This window comes from Pseudarthrobacter sp. (genome assembly GCF_036675385.1).
Classification (GTDB): Bacteria; Actinomycetota; Actinomycetes; order Actinomycetales; family Micrococcaceae; genus Arthrobacter.
In genome coordinates this window covers 1-26939 of the sequence record NZ_JAKFFD010000162.1, presented here as the reverse complement: position 1 = coordinate 26939, position 26939 = coordinate 1, and the positions used below count along the sequence as shown (strand labels likewise).

At 66.7% G+C, this 26939-nt stretch carries 28 protein-coding genes; 7 read left to right on the top strand and 21 right to left on the bottom strand.

Features of this window, described 5'->3' with window-relative positions:
- The 4 genes from V6M49_RS13660 to rimP all read right to left on the bottom strand — a co-directional run.
- Positions 1-1508: translation initiation factor IF-2 N-terminal domain-containing protein (locus V6M49_RS13660; RefSeq protein WP_332761414.1), on the bottom strand; the 1508-nt coding region annotated here is incomplete at its 3' end.
- A 152-nt stretch (positions 1509-1660) separates the two neighbouring features.
- Positions 1661-2038 carry a YlxR family protein gene (locus tag V6M49_RS13655; RefSeq protein WP_141139999.1) on the bottom strand — a complete coding sequence of 126 codons (378 nt, stop codon included), beginning with the start codon at positions 2036-2038 and terminating at the stop codon, positions 1661-1663.
- Positions 2039-2208: 170 nt separating this feature from the next.
- Positions 2209-3189: a transcription termination factor NusA gene (nusA, locus tag V6M49_RS13650; protein WP_058929500.1), complete on the bottom strand. Its 981-nt coding sequence runs from the start codon at positions 3187-3189 to the stop codon at positions 2209-2211.
- The gene (gene rimP, locus V6M49_RS13645) at positions 3189-3803 is read right to left on the bottom strand and encodes a ribosome maturation factor RimP (RefSeq protein ID WP_104063108.1); all 615 of its coding nucleotides are present in this window, start codon (positions 3801-3803) and stop codon (positions 3189-3191) included. The genes nusA and rimP overlap by 1 nt, the downstream gene beginning before the upstream one ends.
- Positions 3804-3909: 106 nt before the next feature.
- Here rimP and V6M49_RS13640 point away from each other — a divergent pair, with 106 nt between their 5' ends.
- From V6M49_RS13640 to V6M49_RS13630, 3 genes are read left to right on the top strand one after another with little or no spacing between them, the layout of a single operon-like run.
- Positions 3910-5070 carry a DUF4439 domain-containing protein gene (locus V6M49_RS13640; RefSeq protein ID WP_332761413.1) on the top strand — a complete coding sequence of 387 codons (1161 nt, stop codon included), beginning with the start codon at positions 3910-3912 and terminating at the stop codon, positions 5068-5070.
- Positions 5071-5121: 51 nt separating this feature from the next.
- Positions 5122-5850, top strand: a complete 729-nt coding sequence (locus tag V6M49_RS13635) for a VIT1/CCC1 transporter family protein (protein WP_141139997.1) — start codon at positions 5122-5124, stop codon at positions 5848-5850.
- Positions 5847-6878, top strand: coding sequence for an aminoglycoside phosphotransferase family protein (locus V6M49_RS13630; protein WP_332761412.1), 1032 nt, complete (start codon positions 5847-5849; stop codon positions 6876-6878). Before V6M49_RS13635 ends, V6M49_RS13630 begins: the two co-directional genes overlap by 4 nt.
- A gap of 59 nt (positions 6879-6937) precedes the next feature.
- Here the strand turns inward: V6M49_RS13630 and V6M49_RS13625 are convergent, their stop codons facing one another.
- From V6M49_RS13625 to V6M49_RS13615, 3 genes are read right to left on the bottom strand one after another with little or no spacing between them, the layout of a single operon-like run.
- Positions 6938-8335, bottom strand: a complete 1398-nt coding sequence (locus V6M49_RS13625) for a pyridoxal phosphate-dependent decarboxylase family protein (RefSeq protein ID WP_332761410.1) — start codon at positions 8333-8335, stop codon at positions 6938-6940.
- Between the two features lie 53 nt (positions 8336-8388).
- Positions 8389-9183: a sulfite exporter TauE/SafE family protein gene (locus V6M49_RS13620; protein ID WP_332761408.1), complete on the bottom strand. Its 795-nt coding sequence runs from the start codon at positions 9181-9183 to the stop codon at positions 8389-8391.
- A 9-nt stretch (positions 9184-9192) separates the two neighbouring features.
- On the bottom strand, positions 9193-11001 hold the full coding sequence (locus V6M49_RS13615; protein ID WP_141139994.1) for a proline--tRNA ligase: 1809 nt from the start codon (positions 10999-11001) through the stop codon (positions 9193-9195).
- A gap of 461 nt (positions 11002-11462) precedes the next feature.
- On the opposite strand from V6M49_RS13615, the gene V6M49_RS13610 reads away from it, so the two are divergent.
- The 3 genes from V6M49_RS13610 to V6M49_RS13600 are packed head-to-tail and all read left to right on the top strand — an operon-like array spanning position 11463 to position 13725.
- Positions 11463-12251 (top strand): ABC transporter ATP-binding protein, encoded by a 789-nt coding sequence (locus tag V6M49_RS13610; RefSeq protein WP_141139993.1) that lies wholly within the window; start codon positions 11463-11465, stop codon positions 12249-12251.
- An 8-nt stretch (positions 12252-12259) separates the two neighbouring features.
- On the top strand, positions 12260-13003 hold the full coding sequence (locus tag V6M49_RS13605) for an ABC transporter permease (RefSeq protein WP_056348486.1): 744 nt from the start codon (positions 12260-12262) through the stop codon (positions 13001-13003).
- Positions 13000-13725 carry a TetR/AcrR family transcriptional regulator gene (locus V6M49_RS13600; protein WP_141139992.1) on the top strand — a complete coding sequence of 242 codons (726 nt, stop codon included), beginning with the start codon at positions 13000-13002 and terminating at the stop codon, positions 13723-13725. Before V6M49_RS13605 ends, V6M49_RS13600 begins: the two co-directional genes overlap by 4 nt.
- Here V6M49_RS13600 and V6M49_RS13595 read toward each other — a convergent pair.
- From V6M49_RS13595 to V6M49_RS13555, 9 genes are all read right to left on the bottom strand, one after another.
- A complete protein-coding gene (locus tag V6M49_RS13595; RefSeq protein ID WP_332761415.1) occupies positions 13709-14599 on the bottom strand; it encodes a GNAT family N-acetyltransferase in 891 nt (296 codons plus the stop codon). The genes V6M49_RS13600 and V6M49_RS13595 overlap by 17 nt on opposite strands.
- The gene (gene ispG / locus V6M49_RS13590; protein ID WP_104063099.1) at positions 14562-15728 is read right to left on the bottom strand and encodes a flavodoxin-dependent (E)-4-hydroxy-3-methylbut-2-enyl-diphosphate synthase; all 1167 of its coding nucleotides are present in this window, start codon (positions 15726-15728) and stop codon (positions 14562-14564) included. Before ispG ends, V6M49_RS13595 begins: the two co-directional genes overlap by 38 nt.
- Positions 15729-15774: 46 nt before the next feature.
- The gene (locus V6M49_RS13585) at positions 15775-16068 is read right to left on the bottom strand and encodes a YciI family protein (RefSeq protein ID WP_141139991.1); all 294 of its coding nucleotides are present in this window, start codon (positions 16066-16068) and stop codon (positions 15775-15777) included.
- Between the two features lie 55 nt (positions 16069-16123).
- Positions 16124-16648: a hypothetical protein gene (locus V6M49_RS13580; protein ID WP_141139990.1), complete on the bottom strand. Its 525-nt coding sequence runs from the start codon at positions 16646-16648 to the stop codon at positions 16124-16126.
- Complete coding sequence (locus tag V6M49_RS13575; RefSeq protein WP_141139989.1) at positions 16645-17310, bottom strand: MarR family transcriptional regulator; 666 nt, start codon at positions 17308-17310, stop codon at positions 16645-16647. The genes V6M49_RS13580 and V6M49_RS13575 overlap by 4 nt, the downstream gene beginning before the upstream one ends.
- An 87-nt stretch (positions 17311-17397) precedes the next feature.
- Positions 17398-18093: a hypothetical protein gene (locus V6M49_RS13570; protein ID WP_141139988.1), complete on the bottom strand. Its 696-nt coding sequence runs from the start codon at positions 18091-18093 to the stop codon at positions 17398-17400.
- Between the two features lie 48 nt (positions 18094-18141).
- Positions 18142-19473 (bottom strand): M50 family metallopeptidase, encoded by a 1332-nt coding sequence (locus V6M49_RS13565; RefSeq protein WP_141139987.1) that lies wholly within the window; start codon positions 19471-19473, stop codon positions 18142-18144.
- Between the two features lie 18 nt (positions 19474-19491).
- A complete protein-coding gene (gene dxr, locus V6M49_RS13560) occupies positions 19492-20676 on the bottom strand; it encodes a 1-deoxy-D-xylulose-5-phosphate reductoisomerase (RefSeq protein ID WP_141139986.1) in 1185 nt (394 codons plus the stop codon).
- Positions 20677-20722: 46 nt separating this feature from the next.
- A complete protein-coding gene (locus tag V6M49_RS13555; RefSeq protein ID WP_332761406.1) occupies positions 20723-21469 on the bottom strand; it encodes a TSUP family transporter in 747 nt (248 codons plus the stop codon).
- A gap of 46 nt (positions 21470-21515) precedes the next feature.
- On the opposite strand from V6M49_RS13555, the gene V6M49_RS13550 reads away from it, so the two are divergent.
- Complete coding sequence (locus V6M49_RS13550; protein ID WP_141139985.1) at positions 21516-22982, top strand: lipase maturation factor family protein; 1467 nt, start codon at positions 21516-21518, stop codon at positions 22980-22982.
- A 94-nt stretch (positions 22983-23076) separates the two neighbouring features.
- Here the strand turns inward: V6M49_RS13550 and V6M49_RS13545 are convergent, their stop codons facing one another.
- The 5 genes from V6M49_RS13545 to V6M49_RS13525 all read right to left on the bottom strand — a co-directional run.
- The gene (locus V6M49_RS13545; RefSeq protein ID WP_141139984.1) at positions 23077-23916 is read right to left on the bottom strand and encodes an HpcH/HpaI aldolase/citrate lyase family protein; all 840 of its coding nucleotides are present in this window, start codon (positions 23914-23916) and stop codon (positions 23077-23079) included.
- Positions 23913-24527: a MaoC family dehydratase gene (locus tag V6M49_RS13540; protein ID WP_332761405.1), complete on the bottom strand. Its 615-nt coding sequence runs from the start codon at positions 24525-24527 to the stop codon at positions 23913-23915. Before V6M49_RS13540 ends, V6M49_RS13545 begins: the two co-directional genes overlap by 4 nt.
- Positions 24524-25291 carry a CoA transferase subunit B gene (locus V6M49_RS13535; protein ID WP_056348326.1) on the bottom strand — a complete coding sequence of 256 codons (768 nt, stop codon included), beginning with the start codon at positions 25289-25291 and terminating at the stop codon, positions 24524-24526. The genes V6M49_RS13540 and V6M49_RS13535 overlap by 4 nt, the downstream gene beginning before the upstream one ends.
- A 2-nt stretch (positions 25292-25293) precedes the next feature.
- Positions 25294-26088: a CoA transferase subunit A gene (locus V6M49_RS13530; protein ID WP_332761404.1), complete on the bottom strand. Its 795-nt coding sequence runs from the start codon at positions 26086-26088 to the stop codon at positions 25294-25296.
- 104 nt (positions 26089-26192) lie between these two features.
- A partial coding sequence (locus V6M49_RS13525) for an acyl-CoA dehydrogenase family protein (protein ID WP_332761403.1) occupies positions 26193-26939 on the bottom strand: 747 nt, incomplete at its 5' end.

The following is a 26939-nucleotide window of genomic DNA, read 5'->3' as shown; positions in this document are numbered from 1 at the left end:
ATGCCGCCGTGCTCGCCCGCCATAACGTCGGACTTGCGGATGGCATCGAGCAGGCGGGTTTTACCGTGGTCAACGTGGCCCATAACGGTGACAACCGGAGGACGTGCCTCGAGGTCTTCGTCGCCTTCGGCTTCGAGTTCTGCTTCGAAGTCGATGTCGAAGCCGGAGAGCAGCTCGCGCTCCTCGTCCTCCGGCGACACAACCTGGAGCTTGTAGCCAAGCTCCTCGCCGAGCAGTGCGAAGGTTTCCTCATCCAGCGACTGCGTGGCCGTGGCCATTTCGCCGAGGTGGAAGAGGACCGTCACCAGTGCTGCGGGGTTTGCCTCGATCTTGTCGGCAAAGTCCGTAATGGACGAGCCACGGCGAAGCCGGACTACGGTGTTGCCGTCGCCGCGGGGTACGCTCACGCCACCCAGCGACGGAGCACTCATCTGCTCGAGTTCCTGGCGCTTGGCACGCTTCGACTTGCGCTGCTTGCCGCGGCCTGCGCCGCCCTTACCGAAAGCACCCTGGGTGCCACCGCGACCGCGGCCACCCTTGCCGAAGCCACCGCCGGCCGGAGCGCCGCCACCGGCACCCGGTGCGCCACCGGTGCCTGGAGCGCCACCCGGACGTCCGGGACCACGGGCGCCGCCACCGGGACGGCCTGCACCAGCGGGTGCGGGACGCTCAGTGCGGTTGGGCATCATGCCCGGAGTAGGACGGTTTCCACCGGCACCCGCGGTACGCGGACCACCAGCGCCGCCGGCGCCTGCTGCGGGACGCGGACCACCCGGACGGGGGCCACCGGCACCGGCTGCGGGACGCGGACCACCGGGACGGGGGCCGCCTGCACCGGCTGCGGGACGCGGACCACCGGGACGGTCGCCGTCGGGACGGCCACCGGCGCGGGGCATGCCCTGCGAAGGAGCGAACGGGTTGTTACCCGGACGGGGAGCACGCTCTCCGTCGCCACCGCGGCCGCGGGGCATGCCCTGGGACGTGGCGAACGGGTTGTTGCCCGGACGGGGACCGCCGGGACGCGGTGCGGAGCCGCCCTGCGAACCACCCTGTGTTGATCCGCCAGAGCGGGTCGGCGCGGCCGGGGCTTCAGCCTTCGGTGCCGGACGGGCACCAGGCTTGGCGCCGGTGGACGGTGCGCTTGCGGCCGGGGCTGACGCAACCGGTGCTGCGGCAGGTGCTGCCGGAGCTGCGGAAACGGCAGCGGGTGCGGGTGCAGCCGGAGCCGCAGCAGCTGGTGCCGCCGGGGCTGAAGGAGCTGCGGGGCCCGGAGCAGGTGCTGCGGGTCGTGTGTCGGCCGACGGGGCAGGCGCCTTGGGCGCAGCTGCCGGAGCTGCGGTCTTGGCAGCTGCGTCGGGGTAGGCGTTGCGGAGTTTCCGCACCACCGGGGCCTCAATGGTTGAAGAGGCGGAGCGAACGAATTCGCCCAGTTCCTGCAGTTTGGTTACTGCATCTTTGGAAGTAATACCGAGCTCTTTAGCAAGCTCGTGTACGCGGACCTTGGCCACATTTCTCCTGTCTCGGTCCGCACCGAGCCAGGCACGAACCGTCTACTTCTTACTGCGGGCCCCAGCCGCGGTTGCAACTACAGGGCCCATTGCAGAGCGCAACAAAGTTGTCATCGTTGCGCACTCATCGCTGGGAACTCATCGGGTTTCCATCAGTTTTCTGACCCGCTTTCAGGTTGGACGGTTTTTGCTGCAGCTACCAGGGGTACCTGCAACGGGCCGGCGTCCTGCTTGCCTGCCATGATCCGGCGTTCGACGGCGGTGGACCCGGTTGCGCCGTTGAGGGCCCTTCCGAATGCTCGCCGCTTGACCGCCAGGGCAAGGCACGCTTCGCTGGGGTGCAGCCATGCACCCCTGCCAGCCATCCGGCGTCGTTCGTCTACCAGCACTGCGGTGGAACCGCTGCCTTCGGCGACGAGCCGGAGTAACTCAGACCGCGGTGCCTTCTTCCGGCATCCGATGCAGGTACGCTGCGGTTGATCCTCGGTGTGAAGCACTTCTGCCACGGTGAGTATCTTCCTGACGTTCATAACTGCCGGCCCTGAGGCCCCAACCGCATCGGCGGAACGGGAATTCTCAGGGCACACGAATACCGGCCGTTAGGCGCGGTCATGTCTATTCTAGCCCCTCGGGGCACTTCTGCCCGAAACCGGGGCTTCGGCCGGAGGCATCCGCCGCCGGCCGCTGCCCCGGAACCGGATTAGCTTTCGCGCGCCGGGGCAGCGTCCGAGACGATATCGATTCGCCAGCCCGTCAGCTTGGCCGCCAGCCGGGCGTTCTGGCCCTCTTTGCCGATGGCCAGCGAGAGCTGGTAGTCCGGGACCACCACACGCGCGGAGCGGGTGGCCTCGTCCACGATGGTGACCGAATTCACACGCGATGGGGAAAGTGCACTGGCAATAAACGTTGCCGGATCCTCGCTGAAGTCGACGATGTCGATTTTTTCGTCGTTCAGTTCCGTCATAACGGCGCGGACGCGGGAACCCATTTCGCCGATGCAGGCGCCCTTGGCGTTGATGCCCTGGGTGTGGGCCTTGACCGCGATCTTGGTGCGGTGTCCGGCCTCGCGGGCCAGTGCCACGATCTCCACCGAGCGGTCCGCGATCTCCGGGACCTCCAGTTCGAAGAGCTTCCGGACGAGGCCCGGGTGTGAACGGGAAAGGGTGACGGACGGGCCCTTGGTGCCGCGGTGGACATCGATAACGATGGCGCGGAGCCGGTTGCCGTGGATGTACTTCTCCCCCGGCACCTGTTCGGGCGGCGGCAGCAGGGCCTCCACCGAACCCAGGTTGACCTGGATCATGTGCGGGTTGTTGCCCTGCTGGATCAGGCCGGCCACAAGTTCACCCTCGCGGCCCTTGAACTCGCCCAGGATGGCGTCGTCCTCGACGTCGCGCAGGCGCTGCAGGATGATCTGGCGTGCGGTGCTCGCCGCGATACGGCCGAAGCCGGCAGGCGTGTCCTCGAACTCGCCGATGGGGGCGCCGTCGTCGTCGATCTCCACTGCCCAGATGGTTACGTGGCCGCTCTTGCGGTCCAGCTCGGCCCGGGCCTTCTCGAAGGCGCCGGGCGATTTGTGGTACGCCACCAGGAGCGCCTGCTCGATGGTGGGGATCAGGAGGTCCAGCGGAATTTCGCGCTCACGCTCCAGTAGTCTCAGCGCGCTCATGTCAATATCCATCAGGCCTCCTCAGAAGGTCCATTGTGCTCAGGTTCCAGACCAGCTTCTTCGAGGTGGCTGAATTCGATCTCGACTTTTCCGTTACGGATCCTGTCGAAAGGAAGAATCTGGGGCTCGCCCTGCTTGGGCTTCATGCCCTTCTTGACAGCGATCTCCGGGATGATAGTGACGCCGGAATCGTCCACGGACTGGACCCTGCCGGTGACGTTTTCGCCCTGGATGACGTTGACCTTGACCATCCGGCCCCGGGCGCGGTGCCAGTGCCGGACCTCGGTGAGGGGACGCGCGACGCCTGGGGAGGAAACCTCGAGGTCGTAGGGGCGCCCGTCGTCTGCGGGATCATTGTCCAGGACGTCGGAGAGGACCCTGGAGATGTCCGCGATGACATCGAGGTTTACGCCGCCGGTTTCCTCCTGCGGCAGGTCAACCACCACGTGGACTACGCGGTGTGAACCGGCCAGGATGGATACGTCCTCGAGGTACAGGCGGTTGGCCTGGACCGCCGGTTCCAACAGCGCCCGGAGCCTGACGGCTTCGGGATTGTTGGCGGGCGCAGCAACAGCGGTACCCGTTCCGGTAGCGTCTGATGAAGTCGTGGCTTCTGCATTACTCACGATGCCGGCCGCCTTCCAATAGATGATGTTGTGACTACTAGCCTAACGATTTTCCGGCCACAGTGGTGCACGAAGATCCGCATGAGGCGTGAGAACATGGTCTGTTGTGAAAGACGACACGCAGGAATCCGGCCGCCGAAGGCGTTATTTCCAGTACGCCGTTTTTGCGCTGGCCGCCCTTCTGGTGGTGAGCCTCGGAGTGGTGCTCATCCCCCGTGAACCGTCCCCGCCTGCGGCGCCGCCGTTTTCCGAGCAGGCAAGGGCATCCGCGTTCGCGGATTCCCTGACCCTCAGGGCCGCTGGCCTGGACCTCGAAGTCACTGCCGGCGCCACTGCGCCGGCCCCACAAGCGGCCGCCCTGGCCCGGATTGTGACTTTGCTGACTGTCCAGGCCCGCGCGTTGATGCTGCCGGCTGATGCGGCCGGCGATCCTGCCCTGGACCGTGCGGCTACTGCCCCCGTCCCTGCCCCGTCCACGGCGCTGGCCACCGTCACGCGGCCGTCCACCACCGCGAACTTCGCCGCTGCCCTTCACGCAAGCGGGGCACGGCGACTCCGGGACGCTGAAACGGCCGACGGCGGCATGGCCCGCCTTCTCGCCGGCACCGGTACTGCGCAGCTTCTGGCTGCAGAGGACCTGGCCTCGGCGACCGGGATCGCGTTGGCTGCACTCCCGGGTTCCGACCCCTCCTCGCCCGCATCGCCGGCGCCCACCCTGCCTGTTTCGGCCTCAGTAGCCGCCGGTTGTGCCAGCGAAGCAGCTGACCCCGCCGCCGGCACTGGCGTGGAACTTGGCTCAGCCTTGGCCTCGGCCGTGCAGGGAGAGCTGGAACTGGTCTACGCGTACCAGGCCGCGCTGACCAGGCTTGACTCCGGGTCCGCTGCTCCGGCGTCGACCTTCCTGGCCCAGCACGGCGTCCTCCGGGGCGAAGCGGAGGCCATGGGCAGGTCCCGCTGCGCCACGGTACCTCCGAGGCAGCCCGGCTATGTCCTGAGCCAGGCGTTCCTGGCCGACCCTGCAGATGGGCTGGGAACCCTGGAGGCGGGGACCCTTCCGGTGTTCGGCGACGTGGTGGCGCTCAGCGCGGGGCGCGAACGCGTATGGGCACTCTCGGCACTTCAGTCGGCGGCCCGGCGGACCGTCCATTGGCGTGCGTCGCCAGGCCCGGTCCCCGGCTTGGTCCTGGACGAAGCACTCCTGCCGCACCTGCCGGAGCCTGTATCAACTCCGCAGACTTCCACAACCAGCACTCCCGGCAATTCGTAGCCAAGGCACGGCACACTGGCCAGGCGCAGGCACTAATGCTTTGCTGGAGGCATGGACAGTGCCAGCGCCCCCGCCCTTCATGAGAATGAGCCACACCAGAACGACGTCGCGCAGCGTCTGAACTGGCTGCGAGCCGGCGTGCTCGGTGCCAATGACGGCATCGTCTCGGTCGCCGCAATCGTGGTGGGCGTTGCGGGAGTCACCACGCAGTCCGGACCGATCCTCGTCGCCGGCATGGCCGGCCTGGTGGGTGGGGCAGTATCCATGGCCCTGGGCGAATACGTATCCGTTAGCAGCCAGAAGGACAGCCAGCAGGCCCTGATCGAAAAGGAACGCCTGGAACTGCAGGACCAGCCTGAGGAAGAGCTGGAGGAACTCACCGCGATATACCAGGGCAAGGGCCTGAGCCTGGACACAGCCCGGGCCGTGGCCCGGGAGCTGACGGCCCACGACGCCCTGGGCGCGCACCTCTCTGCCGAACTGAACATCGACGAGACAGACATCGTCAGTCCGTGGCACGCCGCCATTGCTTCGGCGACTGCATTCGTCATCGGCGCCATCCTGCCGATGGCCGCCATCCTGCTGCCACCGGAGAACATCCGGGTCCCCCTGACGTTCGCGGCCGTGCTGGCGGCCCTCGCTGCCACCGGGGCGCTGGGCGCCTGGATCGGTGGCGGTTCGAAGCTGCGGGCCGCCGCCAGGGTGGTAGTGGGCGGGGCTTTGGCCTTGGCTGCCACGTTCTCGATCGGCAACCTGCTTGGCGCAAGCGGCGTCCTGTGAGTGTCCAGATTGGCGTGCCGATCCCGCCAGCGCTCAGCGGGCGTTACAGCCACAGCAGCGCGGGACGGGCCTGGCTTTCCTCCCTCCCGGGACTGGTGCAGGGGCGGCTGGAGCATTGGGAACTGGCTGTTGACCTGGAAGCCGGCGCCCTCCCGTGGCATGGCCACGGCGGCGTGGTGGTTCCGGTCCGCCGGACGGACGGGACTCCTGCGGCGCTCAAAATCGCGTTTCCCCACGATGAGGCACGGGTGGAACGCCATGCGCTGGCGCTGTGGGGTGGCTCCGGCGCCGTCCGGCTGTTGGAATCCGACGCCGGAACGTGCGCCATGCTGCTGGAGCGGCTGAATCCGGACTCCTCGCTCCAGACCCTTCCGCTGGATCAGGCGGCGGTGGCCTGGGGCGGCACCATGCGGCAGTTGGGCCTGGTGCCGGACGGCCGGCCGCAGTGGCAGGAGTTCGATCACATCGCCGGGCGGGCCGAACAATGGAGCGATGACCTGCCCGCCGACTGGGAACAGCAGGGCCGCCCGTTCCCGCGCTGGCTACTGGAGGCGGCCCTGGAAGTCTGCCAGACCCGCGGCGCCGTTGGCCGCCGCTCGGGCCGCGATGTCCTGGTCCATACGGACCTGCATTTCCTGAACATCCTGGCCCGGCCCCACACCATCAGCGGAGGGCTGCCCGGGGAAGCCTTCGTCGCCATCGACCCGCAGCCCATGATCGGCGAACCGGAGTTCGCGGTGGCACCGCTGCTGTGGAACCGCCTCGGCGACCTGCCCCGGAGCGATCCGGCCGGAGGATTGAGGCGGCGGTGCCAGGACTTCAGCGCCGCGGCCGGCCTCGACGCCGAAGCTGCGCGCCAGTGGGCCGTGGCACGCGAAGTGGAGAACGCCCTCTGCTACGCGTCCTTGCCGCGCCACCAGGGAGATCTGGCCCGGTCGCTCTGGGTGGCCAGCACGCTTGCCGGGCGGACCCTCGATGGTCTCCCCTCGGCGCACGCCCTGCCTGAGCCGGGGCAGAGCGACAGCTGAGCGACGGTGGCCTCCCTGGCTGGATAGTGCCTCACAGGCTGGACTGTATCCCAGGGTGGTCAGCCCGCTGCCTTCACAGCCGACAAAGCCGAGCTGACCGCCTCGACGGCAGTGCCGACGTCGTCCGCGTCAGTGCTCCAGTTGCTGACCGAGACGCGCAGGACATCCCTGCCCTGCCAGCGTGAACCCGACATCCAGACCTTGCCGTCCTCGATCACCCGGGCTGTCACGGCGCGCGTGGTGGCGTCGTCCCCGAACGCGAGCGAAACCTGCGTGTAGTCCACGGTGTTGAGCACCTCGACACCGTCCACGTCGGCCAGGCGGCTGCCGATCTGCGAAGCGGCGTCGGCGAGCCCGCGGACCTGGGCTGCCACGCCGTCCCGGCCCAGGGAGCGGAGGGCGGCCCACACCGGTACTCCGCGGCCGCGGCGGGACAGCTCCGGCGCTTTTTCGAACGGGTCGCCCGGACCCTCGACGTCGTGGATCAGGTAGCTGGTGTGCTGCAGTCCCATGGCGCTGCGCAGCGCTGCCGAATCCCTGACGATGGCAATACCGCAGTCGTACGGGACGTTGAGGGTCTTGTGGGCGTCGGTCCCCCACGAATCGGCCAGGGCCATGCCGCGGGTGAGGTCCCCGAATTCCGGCACGGCCGCGGCCCACAGCCCGAACGCGCCATCCACGTGCACCCAAGCACCGTGCCGCCGGGCAACCTCGATGGCCGCGTCGAAGGGGTCGAAGGCTCCGGAGTGGAGATTGCCGGCCTGGAGACAGACCAGCGCGGGCCCGGACCCTTCCGACAGCAGCCGGTCCAGCTCCACCGCCAAGAGCCTGCCTTGGGCATCTGCGGGGACCGCCACGGGCCGGCCGAGGCCGAGGTACCGCAGGCCCAGGTCAATGGTCTCGTGGCGCTCCTGGCCCACAAAGCACCTGATCCGCGGGGCGCCTGCCAGGCCCTCGCCGTCGAGGTCCCAGCCGGCATCGGCCAGCAACCTCCACCGGGCAGCGGCCAGCCCGGTGAAGTTGGCCATGGTGGCACCTGTGGTGAAGCCGACGTCGGATTCCGCCGGCAGCCCGAGAAGGTCCAGCAGCCAGTGGCCGGCCCCTTCTTCGATGGCGGCTATGGCGGGGGTGGCGTAACGCAGGCCCGAGTTCTGGTCCCAGGCGCTGACCAGCCAGTCCGCGGCAAGGGCGGCAGGCAGGGTCCCGCCGATCACCCAGCCGAAAAAGCGCCCGGAGGGCATGGCCATCAGCCCCGGTTCGGCCTTGTCCGCCAGGTACTCAACCACAGCTGCGGCGGGCGTGCCCTGCTCGGGAAGGGGTCCGCCGAAGTCAGCCGCGAGATCGTGGGCACTTTGGGCGGGCCCGACGTGCCTGTCCGGCAGGCTGGCCAGCCACTCGGCGGCGCGACGGGCCGCGACTGACAATGCTTCCGAATAGGGTTCCCCGCCTGCGGACATACCTGCATGGTACGCCCGGCCGGATAGCGGCCGCGAGGGTTTCGACTACCCTGTCAGGCTAGGTTTTCCTGCCAGACGTCGATGCCGAGTTTGATGATAAGCGCGCCCACCACCAGCAGGAATACAACGCGGATGAAGCGGCTGCCCTGCTTCACCGCAGTCCGTGCGCCCAGGTAGCCGCCGGCCATGTTAGCCAGGCCCAGCAGCAGACCGACACCCCACAGGATTGACCCGTGGGGCAGGAAGAAGAACAGGGCGCCTGCGTTGGTGGCCATGTTCACGATCTTGGCCTTGGCGCTGGCCTCGAGGAAGGCATAGCCCATCGCCGAGACGAGCGCGATGATGAGGAAGGAACCGGTGCCCGGACCAATCAGGCCGTCATAGAAGCCGATCACGGCACCGATCATGCACGCCACCACGTAGTGCGTGCGGCCATCATGCCGCAACACGGTGAGGTCACCGACGTTGGGCTTCAGCGCCGTAAAAAGCGCCACGACTACCAGCGCCACCACGATGATCGGCTTGAAGACACTCGCCGGCAGCGTGGCGGCGAGCACCGCTCCGGCGAAGCTGCCGGCAAGGGCGATCACCGCCATGGGCACGGCTGTCCGAATGTCCGGTTTCACCCGCCCGTAGTACGTCACCGCACTCGTGGCGGTGCCGAAAATTGACCCCATCTTGTTGGTGGCCAAGGCCTGGACCGGCGTAATCCCGGGTACCAGCAGCATGGCCGGCAGCTGGAGCAGACCGCCGCCACCCACCACGGCGTCCACCCAGCCGGCAGCAAATCCAGCCACCACAATCAGGATGATTGTGGTGAGCTGGATCGACTCGAACCCGGAAATCAACTCCGCAGGTCAGCTGCGGACGGCGTTGACCACATAGTCAACGGCCTTGTCCACGGCCACGTTCTCGGCTTCGCCAGTGCGGCGGTCCTTGATTTCCACAACGCCGTCCACCAGGCCGCGGCCGACGGCCAGGATGGTGGGGACGCCGACGAGTTCCGCGTCGCCGAACTTTACGCCGGGCGAGACCTTGGGCCGGTCGTCATAGATGACGTCCAGGCCTGCGGCCTCAAGTTCCAGGGCCAGCTGCTCGGCGGCGGCAAAGATTTCCTCGCCGCGGCCGACGGCCACCACGTGGACATCTGCCGGGGCGACGGCGCGGGGCCATATCAGGCCTTTGGCATCGTGGTTGGATTCGGCCAACGCCGCGACAGCGCGCGTGACACCGACACCGTAAGAGCCCATGGTGACCACCACCTGCTTGCCGTTCTGGTCCAGGACCTTCAGGTCCAGGGCCGCGGCGTACTTCCGGCCCAGCTGGAAGATGTGGCCCATTTCGATGCCGCGGGCGGTCTCGAGCGGACCGGAACCGTCCGGAGCTTCGTCGCCGGCGCGCACGTCGGTGCACTCGATGACGCCGTCCCAGGCGAAGTCGCGTCCGGCGACGAGGCCGAAGACGTGCTTTCCGGCCTCGTTGGCGCCGGTGACCCAGGCGGAGCCGCTGACGACGCGGGGATCCACCAGGTAGAGGAGCTTGGACGAGCCCTCGGTGCCCAGCAGCGGCGCGTCCAGGGACATACCGGGGCCGAGATAGCCCTTGACGATCAGGGGCTGCTTCTTGAGGTCGTCGTCGTTGGCGGCTTCGAGGGTGATTTCGCCGGCAATCGGCAGGAAGGACCCGATGTTGGCTTCGACGCGCTTGAGGTCAACGCCGCGGTCGCCGGGGAGACCGATGACGACGAGCTGGCGCTCCCCGGTGGGCAGCGTCACGGCGAGGACGACGTTCTTGAGCGTGTCAGCGGCGGTCCAGGCGCCGCCGTCGGCCTCTGTCCGCGGAGCGAGCTGGTTGGCAGCCTCCACGAGCGTATCGATGGTGGGGGTGTCCGGGGTGTCGCGGACCTCCGCGGCAGGGGCGTTGCTGAAGTCGATGTCCGCGGGAACCACCGTGGTGACGGCTTCAACGTTGGCTGCGTACCCTCCGGCGGAGCGCACAAAAGTGTCCTCACCGATCTCGGTGGGGTGCAGGAATTCCTCGCTCTTGGACCCGCCCATCGCACCGGCGGTGGCCGCAACGGGAACAACTTCCAGGCCCAGGCGCTCGAAAATCTTGAGGTAGGCGACGCGGTGGGCGGCGTAACTGGCGTCCAGGCCGGCGTCGTCCACGTCGAAGGAGTAGGAGTCCTTCATGATGAATTCGCGGCCACGGATCAAGCCTGCCCGGGGGCGTGCTTCGTCGCGGTATTTGTTCTGGATCTGGTAAATGCTCAGCGGCAGGTCCTTGTAGGACGAGTACAGGTCCTTGACCAGCAGGGCAAACATTTCCTCATGCGTGGGTGCCAGCAGGTAGTCGTTGCCCTTGCGGTCCTTGAGCCGGAAGATGCCCTCGCCGTATTCCGTCCAGCGGTTGGTGGCCTCGTAGGGTTCCTTGGGCAGCAGCGCCGGGAAGTGGACTTCCTGGGCGCCGATGGCCGCCATTTCCTCGCGGATGACCTGCTCCACCTTGCGCAGCACACTGAGGCCCAGCGGCAGCCAGGTGTAGATACCCGGCGCGGCCCGGCGGATGTACCCCGCCCGGATCAGGAGCCGGTGGCTGGCCACCTCGGCATCGGCGGGATCTTCACGCAAGGTGCGCAGGAAAAGCTGGGACATTCTTGTGACCAAGGGTGGGTATCCGTTTCTGGGACTAGCTGCTGGAAATGCAGGACAGGGCAATTCTTCTGGGTACTAATCTACCGGCAAATCCACGCCCCGCCCGGCGGCGGAACCTGAGCCGGGCCAGAGTAAGCCGGGCCTGAGACAGGCGCGGACCCGGATGCGGGGCCTTGCTGGGGGCTGGACGGGGCGGAACGCAATAGAGCCACGCCCTGCATGCAAAGCCCCTGGCCGTAAACGGCTGGTCATTACATGCGGACGTGGCTCCATGGCCGTTGACGCCTAGGTACTGGTGAGGACTGGTGAGACCGCCCACCCACTCCAGCGCAGCTAGATCGAACATATGTGATAGCCGACACATCCACAAGGGTTTTTCCATTCGAAGTAATTGACGGCCGCCTTTGGCAGGTCTAGTTTGAATTCATCACCTGGTGAATTCAAACGCGGACTCCCAGCATTCGGAGGCATTAATGTCCCATTCAGCAGCTACCGCCCCGGCCGTCGCGGAAGCCAGCATCGCTGTGGCCGCCACTGCCCTGCACGTCACACGGGGAAAGGTTCCCGTCCTGCGCGGCTTGGACTTTGCCATCCAGGCCGGCGAGATCACCGGGTTGCTGGGCCCGTCCGGCAGCGGCAAGACTACGCTCATGCGGGCCATCATGGGCGTCCAGGTGCTCACGTCCGGTTCGGTCCAAGTGCTGGGGCTGCCCGCCGGGCACCCTGACCTGCGACACCGGGTGGGTTACGTGACCCAGTCCCCCAGCGTGTATCCGGACCTCACGGTCGAAGCCAACGTCCGTTACTTCGGCGCCATGCACCGCAAGGGCCGCGCCGAGGCCGCGGAGGCGATCGCCGCCGTCGGGCTTGAACCGCAGGCGAGGCAGAAAACCGGTGACCTCTCCGGCGGAGAGCTGAGCCGGGTGTCGCTGGCCTGTGCCCTGGTGGCTCGCCCCAGCCTGCTGGTCCTGGATGAGCCAACCGTGGGCCTTGATCCGGTGCTCCGGGCTGACCTGTGGGACCGCTTCCGGTCCATGGCCGAGTCCGGGACCACCCTGCTGGTTTCCAGCCATGTGATGGAGGAAGCCAGCCATTGCGGATCACTCCTCCTGCTGCGGGAAGGAAAGCTCCTGGCGCAGCTAACGCCGGGGGAATTGAGCCGGCGCGGGCACAGTGCCGATCTGGAGAAGGCTTTCCTGCACATCATCCAGGACACCGCCGAAGTGCCCAGCGGTTCCCCCGAAAGGACGGTACGGTCATGAACCTGTTGATGCTGTTGGCCACCACCCGGCGCGTCCTGGACCAGCTCCGGCACGACCACCGCAGCATCGCGCTGATCCTGGTGGTCCCTGCGCTGCTCCTCACCGCCGTGTACTTTCTCTATGAGAATGAAACGCTGCCGCCGGGCGTGCCCAGGACTTTTGACCGGGTTGGCCTGATGATGCTGGCGATCTTCCCGTTTGTGGTTATGTTCCTGGTTACGTCCATCACGATGCTGCGGGAACGCACCTCGGGGACCCTGGAACGGCTGCTGACCACTCCCATCCACAAAGCGGACCTGCTGTTCGGCTACGGGCTGGCATTTTCCATCATGGCCGCCCTGCAGTCGCTGGTGGCGACCGCCGTCGCCTACTGGATCTTCGGGCTCGACATCCAAGGCAGCCCTGGACTGGTGGTCATGATTGCCGTGATCAATGCCGTTCTTGGCGTCGCGCTGGGGCTGCTCTGTTCGGCCTTCGCCCGGACGGAATTCCAGGCCGTGCAGTTCATGCCGGTGGTGGTGGTCCCGCAGATCCTGCTCTGTGGCCTCTTTGTGGCCCGCGAAAGGATGAACGAGGCCCTCGAGGCTGTGTCGAATGTCCTTCCACTGACTTTTTCGGTGGATGCACTCCAGGAGATCGCCGCCAACACCGAGCCCACAGACCAGCTGTGGATGGATGCCGGAGTCATCGTGGCCATTGTCCTGGCTGTCCTGGTGCTCGCATCCCTGACCCTGCGGCGGCGGACCGCGTGAACGGACAGCATGATCCGGCGGACGCCCCGGGTCCCGCAGGCAGCGCGGCTGGTACCGGCCGGCGGGGCCGGCGCGGCGGGACCACCGAGTCGAGGGAACAGATCCTGGACACAGCCCGGCGGCTTTTCGCCGAACACGGTTTCGAAGGGACCAGCCTGCGCCAGATCGCCCGGGAAACCGGCGTGGACCCCGCCATGATCCACCATTTCTTCAAGGGCAAGGACGAGCTTTTTGCGCTGAGTGTGGCACTGCCGGCCGACCCGGAGAAGGTCCTGGCGGGCGTCGACGGCTACTCGCCAGAGGACCGGGCAGACGCGATCGTGCGGGCCGTGCTGCGCTTGTGGGAGAGCCCGGCCCAGCACAGCCTGGTGGCCTTCCTCAGGGGAACCATCGGCTCCAAGGCCAAGACGTTGCTGCTGCGGGAACTGGTGCAGCGGACCATCCTCGGCCGGATCATGGCAGGAGTCCCCGGTCCGCCCGAAGAAGTGGCCATGCGCGGAAACCTTGTGGCCACGCAGATGGTTGGAGTGATGCTGGTCCGGTATGTGGTGCGGCTGGAACCACTCGCGTCTGCCTCGCCCGACGACATTGTGCGGCTCGTGGCTCCGAACGTCCAGCATTACTTGACGGGTGACCTGAAGCCGACGGGTGAACCGGCGGCAGGTGGCCTGAAAGGCGGCGACGCTGAGGCCAGCGAGCTGGCGGCTAGAACAGAACCGTAGCGAAGGTGCCAACCTGGCGGAAGCCCACGCGCTCGTACGTGGACCGCGCCCGGAGGTTGAAGCCGTTGACATACAGGCTGGTGACGGGGGCAAGCGTGCGCGCCTTCTCCACCACGGCAGCCATGTAGCCGGCGCTCAGACCCTGTCCGCGGTAGCCGGGGTTCATCCATACGCCCTGGATCTGCGTGACGTCGGCCGTCACAGCTCCCAGCTCGGCCTTGAACACAACGTCGCCGGAGTCGTTGACGTGTGCCAATGAATGGCCTTGCCGGATGAGGCCTTCCACGCGGCGGCTGTAGAACTCCTTGCCCCCGAGGAACGGCGAGTAGCCCACTTCCTCTTCGAACATGGCGGCGCAGGCGGGAAGGATCCGGTCAAAATCGGCCAGCCGGCCAAGCCCCAGATCCGCGTTCGGCTCCACCGACGGCGGCCCGCACAACGTCATCAGCGGCTGTTCATCCCGCACTTCGTGGGCCGCATGCCCCAGTTCAGCCAGCTCAGCATGGAGGGCAAGGACGGCATCCGCGGGACCAAAGGCGGAAGCGAAACGGCGGCCGGAATTGCTTGCTGCGGCAGCGACAAGCCCGGCAAATTCGGGGTCAAGCTGGACCGGGACCAGGTTTGCCCCTGCCCAGCACGCGCCGACCAGGATGCCGTCGTCGAAAACTCCCAGGACGCCGGCACCACCAGCAGTGGGCGCGGCAGAGCCCGCCGCCCGGAGGTGCGCCAGGATAAAGACATTGGCCACCGGATCCTGCGACGCCAGGCGCCGCAGGGCAGCGGTGTCCGCGCCGGCCAGGGTCCGGACGGATATCCCCGCCGGCGCGGCGTCCTCTTTATGAGACGCTAACCACGGGGCTACCCTTGACAGCATCTTCGCCATCGGCCTCCCCCATCTCTTCAGCTATGCGCATGGCCTCTTCGATCAGTGTCTCAACAATCTCGCTCTCAGGCACAGTCTTAATGACTTGGCCCTTCACAAAGATCTGCCCCTTGCCATTGCCGGACGCCACACCCAGATCGGCTTCGCGGGCTTCGCCCGGTCCGTTGACAACACAGCCCATCACTGCCACGCGGAGCGGAATTTCCATGCCTTCCAGCCCTGCGGTGACCTGTTCGGCAAGGGTGTACACGTCCACCTGGGCGCGGCCGCATGACGGGCAGGAGACGATTTCCAGTTTACGCGGACGCAGGTTCAGGGACTGGAGGATCTGGTTTCCCACCTTGATTTCCTCCACCGGAGGCGCCGACAGGGAAACCCTGATGGTGTCGCCGATGCCCTTGGCCAGGAGCGCCCCGAAGGCTGTGGCGGACTTGATGGTGCCCTGGAAGGCGGGCCCGGCTTCGGTGACGCCCAGGTGCAGGGGCCAGTCGCCCTGCTCGGCCAGCATCTCGTAGGCAGCAACCATAATGACCGGGTCGTTGTGCTTGACCGAGATCTTGAAGTCGTTGAAACCGTGCTCTTCGAACAGCGACGCTTCCCAGACAGCGGATTCCACGAGTGCCTCGGGGGTGGCCTTGCCATACTTCTTCAGGATGCCGGGCTCCAGCGATCCGGCGTTGATGCCGATCCGGATTGAGGTCCCGTGGTCCTTCGCCGCGCGAGCGATTTCCTTGACCTGGTCATCGAATTTGCGGATATTGCCCGGGTTCACCCGCACTGCCGCGCAGCCGGCCTCAATCGCCGCGAAGACGTACTTCGGCTGGAAGTGGATGTCGGCAATAACAGGGATCTGGGACTTGCGAGCGATGATTGGCAGGGCCTCTGCATCATCGGCCGACGGGCAGGCGACGCGCACGATGTCGCAACCGGAGGCGGTGAGTTCCGCGATCTGCTGCAGGGTGGCGTTGATGTCCGTGGTGGGCGTGGTGGTCATGGACTGCACACTGATGGGCGAGTCCGAACCGACCCCGACGGAACCCACCTTGATCTGCCGCGTCTTGCGGCGGGGGGCGAGAACGGGCGGCGGTGCTGACGGCATTCCCAGGCTGACCGAGGTCACGTGGACTCCTTGGGTAGGTGTTTCGGTAGTAAAAAGGGTCCGGGAATCAGGATGCGTGCGCGGCCAGGAGGCCGATCACGGGAGTCCACTCGGTGGTCCGGATCCCGGCAATGGTGCCGGCGACGGCGAACGGGTCCTGCTTGAGGAGATCGTTCAGCTCGGTTTCGTCCTGGACCTTGAAGATCAGCAGGGCGCCCGCCCCGTCACCGTAGGGTCCGCTGGTCAGCAGTTGGCCCTCGTCCGCCAGACCCGCCAGCCAGGCGCGGTGCGCGGGGCGGTGGTCATCACGGACGGCGGAGGAATCGGCGGCGTACACATACTCAACGGCAAAAACAGTCATAAGGACACCCTATCCCCAGGGGTGGGCTGTCGCCGATCCGGGCAGTCGGCAAGACTCACTGCAGGAGCACCACCTTGATCACCGCCGCCGTTCCCGCAGCCCACAGCATGGACGTGAGCGTTCCGATGATGAACCGCTCCGCAGCCACGGGGGTCTCCTTCAATTCGGCGAACCTGCCCAGGCCCTTGATGGCCACGATGTAGGCAATGGCCACCGGCTGTCCGGTCAGGATGGCCACGCAGACGCCCAGGCGTTCCAGGACACCGATGATTGCCCCGCCGCGGAGGATCCGCTGGGCCGGCAGCGCGGGCGCCGGCTGAGGGGCGTCAGACGGCGCCTGGCCGCCACCCGTGGTCAGCTCGCCGTCGACGGTTTGCCCCGTACCGGCCCGCGGGGCTTCCGAAACTGTGTCCACCGTGACATCGGCTGAAGGGTCCTGGGCTGATGCGTCCCGGTCCGATTTGGTGGCTGCGTCCGCTTTGTCGTCAATGGTCCTGGCGAGCCGGAACACCAGTGCGGTCACAGGCCATCCTGCGAATCCGGCCACCAACAGGGCAACTGCGATCCAGAGTGCGTTCACCGGTCTCCTTCAATCTGGGAATGGGCGTGGTCCAGGAGCATGGCCGCGGCAGGCCTGGCGGCCCATTCCTCAAGCCAGCCTGACCTGAGCACGGCACGGCTCACCGACTGCTCCGTGATTCCCAGTTCCTGGGCCACGCGTTTCTGGCTGCCGTGCTTTCCATCGCCGCCCTGGAGTGCGCGCAACCGGTCCACCACCCGCCACTGTGCTGGTGTGCGTTGCTGCACCACCCGTCCGATCAGGCGAAGCACCGCCTGGGCATTTGCAGTGGTCATGGCTCCTTCCTTGGCGTGGGGAGGCATCTCCCGTCCACGGCCAATACTGCCGGACACCACCGACAATGGCACGTGACCAGCCGAGCCCTTGGCGAGTTCCACGGCCTTTCGCGCTGCCACAAAGCCGCTCCCGGAACCTTCCCGGGGGCTTCCGCCCGGGGTGAGCTGTACGGCCCCGATCCCGATCCCGACGTACCAGTGCCCGCTCCGGAGCGCGTACAGGGCGATCTCCACCACGTCCTCGGCATGTTCCACCACACCCTGGAGTTCATCACCCACGGACCGTTCGAAGGGCGCCGGTGTGAGGGTGCGCAGTGCGGCGATCAGATCGGGAACACGGTCGACGTCGGCAGTGCTGCCTCGCTGGTCGATGGTCAGTACGTACATGCCCTAACCGTACGCAGGTGATCACTCATAATCAATCAAAAATAGCTGATTATTAAATATCAGCCAATAAAGGCTGATTTGCTGGAATCACCCGATCCGGTCAGGCGCTGCCGTGGCCTGCCGGGATCCGCTCCAGGCGATCCACCCGCCGGCGCCTGCCATCAGTACGGCCCCGGCGGCCTGGGACGGCAGGCTGCTTCCCGTAGTTGCCTGCCCCAGGACAACGCCCAGGACGTAGAACACCACAGCGCCGGCCACCCAGAGGGCCCCGGCCCAGCGCGGCAGCACGTGGGAACGCCATACCGCGATCCCCAGCAGCACCGTGCCAACGAATGCGAGCAGCAGGCCCAGCAGGAACGCCCCGGTCATGGATGCCGGGAATTCCAGCTGCATCACGTCCTGGTTTCCGCCCAGGTATGCCTTTCCGATGGCGGGGGTGGCAAACGTGGAAATCACCGCCGGCACAAGCAGCAAAGCCGTGCCGGCAACAGCTGTGACCATCGAGGCGATTGCCAGGCGCCCCGTCCTGCTGTTGGCCATGGAACAGCCCAAAGCAAAGAGACCGAACAGGGCCAGGATGGTGCCTGTGGTACTGCCGAAAAGATGGCTGAACTGGTACGCATCGGAGCTGACAAAACGGGCCCACGCCTCCGGGTCCTTCGCCTGGTCCGGCTGCGGGTCCAGCGTGGACCAGGCGGTGACAAGCCACGAGACAGGCAGCGCCCACAATCCGGCCTGGATCCAGCGGCTGATGCTCTTTGATTGGACGGCGAACGTGGCCATGTTTCATGGTAGATCCAGGACATCCGTCCAGCCAGACGTCCGCAGGAGTCAGCCGAACAGGTTCACCGGCTTCACGATGTCGGCATAGATCAGCAGCAAACTCATGCCCATCAGCAACGTGGCCACCACGTAAGTCACGGGAAGCAGTTTGGCGATGTCGAAAGCGCCCGGATCCGGTTTGCCGAACAGCTTGGCCACCCGTCGCCGCGCCCCCTCGTACAGCGCTCCGGCCACGTGGCCGCCGTCGAGCGGAAGCAGCGGGATCAGGTTGAAGACCGCAAGCGCAAAGTTCAAGCCGGCGAGCAGCCCTACCAGTGCCCCGATCCTGGACTGCAGCGGCACTTCCTCCATGGCCGCCACTTCACCGGCCACGCGCCCCACGCCCACCACGCTGATGGGGCCGTTGGGGTCGCGATCTTCCTCGCTGAAGGCCGCCTTGGCAACACCCACCACCCGGGCGGGCAGATTGAAGACGACGCCAGCCACTTGCTTGATGTTTTCGCCCGCCATGGGCAGGACGGACGACGCCGGCTGGGGAACCAGTTCGGTCTGCGCGCCGATGCCCAGGAAGCCGACGTCCTGGTACAGGAGGGTGCCGGCGTCGTCCTTTGCCTGGCGTCCGTCCACGCCGACGACGGGGCGGGCGGAGAGCACCGGCGTCACCGTGGTGGTGACGGGCGCGCCGTCGCGCTCCACAGTGATGCTGACTTCCCTGCCCGCGGAGGCCCGGATCCATTCGGTCAGCTCGTCCCAGCCGGTGACAGCTTTCCCGTCAAAGGAGGTGACCACGTCGTTAGGCAGGAGCCCGGCAGCGGCCGCGGGGGTCAGCTTGCAGTCCGGGGAATCGGGATCAACGGTCTCGCCGGCCGCCACCTGGCATTTGGAGACGTCGGCGATGGTGGTGGTGGCCGTGGCCATGCCGAAGCCCATCAGCAGGACGGCGGTCAGGACCACACCGATCAACAGGTTCATGGCCGGCCCGCCCAGCATCACGATGATTTTCTTCCACACCGGCAGCCGGTAGAACACGCGGTTTGCGTCCTCCGGGCCCACTTCCTCGTGTGCCATGGACCGGGCTTCCGTGGCCAGTGTCTGGAACATGCCGGTGCTGGAGGGGCGGACGGTTCCGTCGTCCTTGTTAGGCGGATACATGCCGATCATGGACACGTAGCCGCCCAGCGGGATCGCCTTCACGCCGTATTCAGTCTCGCCCTTCCGCTTGGACCACAGGGTGGGGCCGAAGCCGATCATGTACTTGGTGACACGCACCTTGAACAGCTTGGCGGGCACCAGGTGCCCCACTTCGTGCAGCGCAATGGACACGGCAATGCCGATCGCCACAAAGACGACGCCGAGGATAAAGAGGAGGACGGGGCTCATGCGTGGATCTGCTGCTTCCTAGAGACTGCTGACTGCTAAACGTTCGTGGGCACGCGTGCGTGCCCAGTTTTCAGCATCCAGTACCGACTCCAGCGTCAGCCCGGAGGATCCTGAATGTTCGCTGAGGACAGCATCGATGGTGTCCACGATTTCGGTGAAGCGGATGCGTCCCGAGTGGAACGCCATGACCGCTTCCTCGTTTGCCGCGTTGAAGACGGCGGGAAAAGTACTCCCCTGCTTGGCGGCGTCCTTGGCCAGGTCCACGGCCGGGAAAGCGACGGTGTCCAGGGGTTCGAACGTCCAGCTGGTGGCTTTGGTCCAGTCACACGGGGAGGCCGCCTTGGGGACCCTGTCCGGCCAGCCCAGCCCTAAGGCAATGGGGAGGCGCATGTCCGGCGGGGACGCCTGGGCGATGACGGACCCGTCGATGAACTGGACCATGGAGTGGACCACCGACTGCGGGTGGACCACAACGTCGATCCGGTCCAGCGGCACGTCGAACAGCAGATGCGCCTCGATAAGCTCAAGGCCCTTGTTGACGAGCGTGGCCGAGTTGGTGGTGACCATCAGCCCCATGTCCCACGTGGGGTGCGCCAGGGCCTCTTTCGGCGTCACGTCGTGGAGCTGTTCCCTTGTCCGGCCGCGGAAAGGCCCTCCGGAGGCCGTCAGGATGAGTTTCTCAACCTCGGCCGCGGAGCCGGAGCGCAGGCACTGCGCTATCGCTGAGTGCTCGGAATCCACCGGCACGATCTGTCCCTCGCGGGCGGCGGCCTTGACGAGCGCTCCGCCGACGATCAGCGATTCCTTGTTGGCCAGCGCCAGCGTTGCACCTGATTTCAGGGCGGCGAGGGTCGGGGCGAGCCCGATGGAGCCGGTAATGCCGTTGAGCACCACGTCCGCTTCTACCGCGGCGATGCGGGCCGAGGCGTCCGGGCCGGCGATGATTTCGGGGCGGTAGTCCTGCCGCCCGGCGAGGCGGGCGGCCTCGGAGATCAGGTCCTGCAGCTTGCGCGGATCCCCCGCGGCGATGCCCACAGCGGCGGCACCGGTGTGGACGGCCTGGCGGGCCAGGAGCTGCAGGTTCCCTCCGCCGGCGCTGAGCGCCACGACCTCAAAAAGGTGCGGGGCGCCGTCGACGACGTCAATCGCCTGGGTGCCGATGGAACCGGTGGATCCGAGGATGACGATTCTGCGAGGCTGCATTGGTTAAGTATCCCGCACCCCGGCCCGCACCTGGCCCGCGGTCCGGTCAGCCCGCCGCCAGCTCGATGAAACCCTTGGCCAGCGTGGACACGGCTCCGATGTAGGCGATGGCCACAACGATCCGCCGCACGGCAGCCGGTTTGACCTTGCCGGACAGCAGATCGCCGCCGATGATTCCCGCCACCATGGCGGCCAGGATGCTGAGCCATTGCCAGCCGTCCAGGCCGGGAACATGTCCCCCGGATAGTACGTACTTGATCACCAGGGAAGACAGTCCGGTGGTCACGAAATAGGGCTGGAGGGTGGCGCCGAAACTCTTCTGCTCCCACCGGGTGGCAATGGCGTACGCGGTGATGGCCGGTCCGCCGACGCCCGCTGCCGCGTTCATCAGTCCGCTGGTGAAGCCGAGGGAGACCATGGGAACGGGGCCACTGGCGCGCCAGGAGCTGCGGGTCAGCCGCTGCGAAGCCAGCAGGGCGATGATGAGGAGGATGCCGATGCAGATCTCCAGCGGCGCTTCGGCCACGTTGCTGGCCAACCAGGCACCCGGCACTACGCCTGCGAGGGCCGCGAGCGCCAGTCCGAAATAGCGCTTCCACTCCACATGCCGCCAGACCCTGGAAAGGATCAGGAGGGATGAAGCCGCGCCGCACAGGTTGATGATCATGACGCCGTCGAAGGGGCCGAGCAGCACCACCAGGACGGGAGAGACGAGAAGGCCGAATCCGAGGCCGGCCAGCCGCTGGGCCAGTGCCCCTGCAACAACGGCAATGAGCACCAATGCAAACACCATCCGATCCTAGTGGGCGGACAGCGACGCCGGGCGTAACGTGGATTGCGTGGACTGGGTTTCCTGGTTCGATGCGCCGGAGTACGGATTCGCCCGGCAAGTGCTGCAGCGAGGTGTGGCGGCACTGTTCTTCGTTGCGTTCCTGTCCTCCCTGAACCAGTTCCCTGCGCTGCTGGGCGAACGTGGCCTGTTGCCGGTTCCGGACTATCTGGAGGGGTTCAGCGTGCGCCGGCGGCCCACGCTGTTCCGTTGGCGCTATTCGGACCGGCTGCTGCGTGGTGTCTGCCTCACCGGACTGGCAATTTCCGCCCTCCTGGTGGCCGGCATCCCCCAGCTTGGGCCGCCGTGGGTTCCGCTGATCGCATTTCTGGCCCTGTGGCTGCTTTACATGTCGATCGTCAACGTGGGGCAGACGTTTTATGGCTTCGGCTGGGAAATGCTGCTGCTGGAGGCCGGGTTCACGGTGGCCTTCCTTGGCTCGGACCAGACGGAGCCGCCGCGCACCATCCTGATCCTGTTGGCCTGGCTCGTGTTCCGGCTGGAGTTCGGCGCCGGGATGATCAAGATCCGCGGCGGCCGGGAGTGGCGTGACCTGACCGCCCTCTACTATCACCATGAAACGCAGCCGATGCCGGGGCCGCTGAGCCGCCAGGCTCATCTCCTGCCCAAACCCTTCCACCGGCTGGAGGTCCTGGGGAACCATTTCGCCCAGCTCGTGGTGCCGTTCTTCCTCTTCGCTCCGCAACCCGTGGCAAGCGCCGCCGCCGGAATCATCATCTTCACCCAGCTGTGGCTGGTGGCCAGCGGCAACTTCGCGTGGCTGAACTGGATGGCCATTGTGCTGGCCTTCGCCGCGGTCAGCGACCCCGTGGCCCACGCTGTGTTGCCGTTCCTGCCGCTGGACGGGGATCCTGAGGAAGGCAGCCGCGGCAGTCCCCCGTACTGGCTTGCCATCACCCTGGTGGCCACAATGCTGCTGGTAGTCCTCAGCTACTGGCCCGTGCGCAACCTGCTCTCCAAGGGGCAGCTGATGAATGCCAGCTTCAACCGCTGGCAGCTGGTCAACACGTACGGCGCGTTTGGCACCGTGACCAAGCACCGCGTCGAGATCGTGGTGGAGGGCACCCTGGACGAAGAACCTGAGGACTCCGCGGACTGGCGCGAATATGGGTTTAAGGGCAAACCCGGGGATCTTCGCCGGCTGCCCCGCCAGTGGGCGCCCTACCACCTGCGGCTGGACTGGCTGATGTGGTTCCTGCCGTTGCGCACCGTCCACGAGGAGTGGTTTTACGCGTTCCTCACGAAACTGCTGGAGGCGGACCAGCGGACGCTGCGGCTACTCCGCGCCGACCCGTTCGACGGCGATCCGCCGCGCTGGGTGCGTGTCAACAGCTACCTGTACCGTTTCGCCACCAGGGCTGAGTTCCGGGAGACGGGCGAGCGCTGGGTGCGGATGCCGCTCTATGAGGCCATCCCGCCGCTTTCGCTCGGCGGTTCCCGCCGCCGGCGGCGGTGATTCGGTGCCTGGTGATTCGGGGCCCGGTGATTCGGTGCCTGGCGATTCGGGGCTCTGGTGATTCCGGGCTCTTGTGATTCCTGCCGTCGTGGCCCTAGGAGCGGATGCCTGCCCGGCGGATGGTGGCCTCCGCGTGCTTGAGGATGGGGCCGTCGATCATTTTGCCGCCGTGCTGGAACACGCCCGATCCGGCAACAGCCGCGACCTGCAGCAGTTCTGTGGCGGCTGCGACGTCGGCCTCGGACGGGGCGTAGGCGCCCCGGACAACGGCCGCCTGCGTGGGATGGATGCAGGCTTTGGAGCCGAATCCTGACGCTGCGGCATCAGCGGCCTCCAGAGCCAGCCCGTCAAGGTCCGGGATGTTGACGTACACGGCGTCCACGGCTTCTTTCCCGAAAGCCCGGGCGGCGAGCAGCACCGCGGACCGGGCATGCAGCGCCACGGCGCGGTAGCCGCCGTCGTCCGCTCTGCTGGACGTGCCGCTGAGGGAAGCCAGGAGGTCCTCGGCGCCCCACATCAGTGCCACCACGTTGGGGGCCGCCGCGATGGCGGGCGCGTTCAGGACCCCGACGGCGGTCTCGCACAGGGCGATGACGTGGTAGTCCGCCAGGGCTTCGAGCTGGGCCGCACTCTCAGCCTTGGCCAGCATCACCGTGCGGTACGGGGTGTGGGCCAGGCAGTGCAGGTCCTTCTCGAACTCGTCGGTGCCCGCCGGATTGATCCTGATGATGGTGCGGCTGGGGTCAAGTTCGGGCCCCTCCCCGGCAGCGCCCAGCTGGGCCAGGATGGCGCCGCGCGCCCGCTGCTTGTCCGCGGGTGCCACCGCGTCCTCGAGGTCCACGATGACAGCGTCGGCGCGTTGGGCGGCCTTGGGGAAGCGCTCCGGGCGGTCGGCAGGGCAGAAGAGCAGGGCGGGACCCATCACAAATGTCATACGGACATTGTCCTCTTTTCGGGGCCCGGCACGCTCCCCTTTTCAGCTCCCGCAGGCTGCACGTGTTGTCCAGAAGACTGCGCCACATGGGCGTCCCGGGTCCACATCAGGCAGCTCCGTGTGGCCAGCGCCACCACGGTGCCGTCCTGGTTCCGCCCGGTGTGGTGCATAGTCACAATCCCCTGGCCGGGTCGCGATCCCGAGAGCCGTTTGCCGGTGATCACCGTCTCGGTGTAGAGCGTGTCCCCGTGGAACAGCGGGTGCGGGAAAGAGACGTCCGTCAGGCCCAGCTGGGCGATGATCGTGCCCTGGGTGAGCTGCGATACTGACTGCCCCACCAGGGTGGACAGCGTGAACATGGAGTTGACCAGGCGCTGGCCAAACGGCTGCCCTGCGCTCCAGGCGGCATCGAGGTGCAGAGCCTGGGTGTTCATGGTGAGCGTTGTGAACAGGACGTTGTCCGCCTCGGTCACGGTGCGGCCGGGCCGGTGCGCGTAGACAACGCCTTCTTCGAGTTCGTCAAAGTACAGGCCGCGCTGCTCGATGATGCGGGGGCCCTCGGCGGCTGCGCCCGGACCGTCAGGGGTTGAGCCCGCCGAAGCCCCGCTCATACGGTGAGCTCCTGGTCCTCTTCGAACAGCTCGGCGCCGGTGGCCGCGGCCACGTCCTCCACGGAGACGTTGGGGGCCAGTTCGCGGAGAACCAACCGGGACCGCCCGCCTTCGGTGACGACGTCGATCACGGCGAGGTCGGTGATGATCCGGTCCACGCAGGCCTTGCCGGTCAGCGGCAGCGAGCAGTGCTCCACGATTTTGGGGTTGCCGTTGCGGTCCACGTGTTCCATCATCACGATCACCTTCTTGGCGCCGAAGACCAGGTCCATGGCCCCGCCCATGCCTTTGACCATCTTGCCCGGGATCATCCAGTTGGCCAGGTCCCCGTTCTGCGCCACTTCCATGGCGCCGAGCACGGCCACGTCCACATGCCCGCCGCGGATCATGCCGAACGACGAGGCGGAGTCGAAGAACGCGGCCCCCTTGTTAACGGTGACGGTTTCCTTGCCGGCGTTGATGAGGTCCGGATCCACCGCATCCTCGCTGGGGTATGGTCCCACGCCCAGGATCCCGTTCTCCGAGTGGAGCACCACCTCGACGCCTGCCGGGATGTAGTTGGGAATGAGCGTGGGCATGCCGATGCCGAGGTTGACGTACTGTCCGTTGCTGAGCTCCCTGGCCACCCGGGCGGCCAGTTCGTTGCGCGTCCACCCTTTGGCCTCCGGATTGGTGCCTTCCGGATGGCCGACGGTGGCACGCCGGTATTCGGGCCGTACGGCTTCGGGGCGGGGAGGCGCTCCCTGCGTGCTGTTGGACTCCATGGCTACGCTCCTGCCTGTTCGGTGGCGCTTTCGGTTCCGGCGGCCCGGGCAAGGGCGACGGTCCGCTTCTCGATCCGCTTCTCACCGCCTGGCACAACCACCACCCGCTGGACAAAGATGCCGGGAGTGTGGACGTGTTCGGGGTCCAGCTCCCCCGGTTCCACCAGCTCCTCCACCTCGGCGATGGTGATTTTTCCCGCCATGGCGCAGAGCGGGTTGAAGTTCATGGCGGTGGCGTGGAAAACCAGGTTGCCGTGGCGGTCGCCCTTCCAGGCGTGGACCAGTCCGAAGTCGGGTGTCAGGGATTCCTCGAGGACATAGTCCACTTCATTGAACGTCCGGACTTCCTTGGCGGCAGAGGCGATGGCGATGCCGCCGTCGGCGTCGTACTTCTGCGGCAGGCCGCCGTCGGACACCTGCGTGCCGACCCCCGCCTTGGTGTAGAAAGCGGGGATCCCGGCGCCGCCGGCCCGGAGCTTTTCCGCCAGCGTCCCCTGCGGGGTGAGGACCACCTCAAGCTCACCGGACAGGTACTGGCGCGCGAACTCCTTGTTCTCGCCGACGTAGGAACTGACGGTCCGCCGGATCCTGCCGTCACGGAGCAGGACGCCCAGCCCCCAGTCGTCCACACCGCAGTTGTTGCTCACGGTCTCGAGGTCCTTGGTGCCGTGCCGGTGCAGGGCATCGATCAAGGCCACCGGGATTCCGCAGAGGCCGAACCCTCCCACCGCGAGCGACGCGCCGTCAGGAATGTCCGCAATCGCTTCCTCGGCGCTGGCAACAACCTTGTTGATCATCGTTGGTCCTTTCAAGGGTCTCGACAGGCTCGACCACCGTTTTACAGCTCGACCACCGGGTAACAGGCTCGACCACCGCGTGGCATTCCCGACCAGCGGGCTGGTTACAGTCCGAGTTCGCGGGCGATGAGCATCAGCTGGACCTCCGTGGTGCCCTCCCCCACTTCAAGGATCTTGGAGTCGCGGTAGTGGCGTGCCACGGTGAATTCGTTGATGAAGCCATAGCCGCCGAATACCTGGGTGGCATCCCGCGCGTTGTCCATGGCCGCCTCGCCTGCGACCATCTTAGCGATGGCCGCCTGCGTCTTGAACGGCTTCCCCGCCAGCATTCTCGATGCGGCGTCGTAGTACGCCAGGCGGGCCGTATGGGCCCGGGCCTGCATGCGGGCGATCTTGAACGAGATGGCCTGGTACTTGCCGATGTGATGGCCGAACGCGCTGCGTTCCTTGGCGTACTTCACCGACAGGTCAACACAGCCCTGCGCCGCCCCCGTCGCCAACGCCGCGATGGCGATCCGGCCCTCGTCCAGGATGGAAAGGAAATTCGCGTAACCCCGCCCCTCCGCACCGAGCAGGTTCGCTTCCGGCACCCGGACGTCCTTGAGCGTCAGCGGGTGCGTGTCCGAGGCGTTCCAGCCCACTTTGTTGTAGGCCTTCTCCGCCCTGAAACCCGGAGTGTCAGTGGGCACCAGGATGGTGGAAATCTGCTTCTTGAGGCTGCCATCCTTGCGTTCCTTCTGACCCGTCACCGCGGTGACCGTGACCAGACGCGTGATGTCAGTCCCGGAGTTGGTGATGAATTCCTTGTTGCCGTTGATCACCCAGTCGCCGTTCTCACGATGGGCGTGGGT

What these genes read in the sequence shown, in the direction of transcription:
- V6M49_RS13655 (WP_141139999.1), bottom strand. Translation starts at nt 2,038, where the DNA reads ATGAACGTCAGGAAGATACTCACCGTGGCAGAAGTGCTTCACACCGAG.
- nusA (WP_058929500.1), bottom strand. Translation starts at nt 3,189, where the DNA reads ATGGATATTGACATGAGCGCGCTGAGACTACTGGAGCGTGAGCGCGAA.
- V6M49_RS13635 (WP_141139997.1), top strand. Translation starts at nt 5,122, where the DNA reads ATGGACAGTGCCAGCGCCCCCGCCCTTCATGAGAATGAGCCACACCAG.
- V6M49_RS13625 (WP_332761410.1), bottom strand. Translation starts at nt 8,335, where the DNA reads ATGTCCGCAGGCGGGGAACCCTATTCGGAAGCATTGTCAGTCGCGGCC.
- V6M49_RS13610 (WP_141139993.1), top strand. Translation starts at nt 11,463, where the DNA reads ATGTCCCATTCAGCAGCTACCGCCCCGGCCGTCGCGGAAGCCAGCATC.
- V6M49_RS13605 (WP_056348486.1), top strand. Translation starts at nt 12,260, where the DNA reads ATGCTGTTGGCCACCACCCGGCGCGTCCTGGACCAGCTCCGGCACGAC.
- V6M49_RS13595 (WP_332761415.1), bottom strand. Translation starts at nt 14,599, where the DNA reads ATGCTGTCAAGGGTAGCCCCGTGGTTAGCGTCTCATAAAGAGGACGCC.
- V6M49_RS13585 (WP_141139991.1), bottom strand. Translation starts at nt 16,068, where the DNA reads ATGACTGTTTTTGCCGTTGAGTATGTGTACGCCGCCGATTCCTCCGCC.
- V6M49_RS13575 (WP_141139989.1), bottom strand. Translation starts at nt 17,310, where the DNA reads ATGTACGTACTGACCATCGACCAGCGAGGCAGCACTGCCGACGTCGAC.
- V6M49_RS13570 (WP_141139988.1), bottom strand. Translation starts at nt 18,093, where the DNA reads ATGGCCACGTTCGCCGTCCAATCAAAGAGCATCAGCCGCTGGATCCAG.
- V6M49_RS13565 (WP_141139987.1), bottom strand. Translation starts at nt 19,473, where the DNA reads ATGAGCCCCGTCCTCCTCTTTATCCTCGGCGTCGTCTTTGTGGCGATC.
- dxr (WP_141139986.1), bottom strand. Translation starts at nt 20,676, where the DNA reads ATGCAGCCTCGCAGAATCGTCATCCTCGGATCCACCGGTTCCATCGGC.
- V6M49_RS13555 (WP_332761406.1), bottom strand. Translation starts at nt 21,469, where the DNA reads ATGGTGTTTGCATTGGTGCTCATTGCCGTTGTTGCAGGGGCACTGGCC.
- V6M49_RS13545 (WP_141139984.1), bottom strand. Translation starts at nt 23,916, where the DNA reads ATGACATTTGTGATGGGTCCCGCCCTGCTCTTCTGCCCTGCCGACCGC.
- V6M49_RS13540 (WP_332761405.1), bottom strand. Translation starts at nt 24,527, where the DNA reads ATGAGCGGGGCTTCGGCGGGCTCAACCCCTGACGGTCCGGGCGCAGCC.
- V6M49_RS13535 (WP_056348326.1), bottom strand. Translation starts at nt 25,291, where the DNA reads ATGGAGTCCAACAGCACGCAGGGAGCGCCTCCCCGCCCCGAAGCCGTA.
- V6M49_RS13530 (WP_332761404.1), bottom strand. Translation starts at nt 26,088, where the DNA reads ATGATCAACAAGGTTGTTGCCAGCGCCGAGGAAGCGATTGCGGACATT.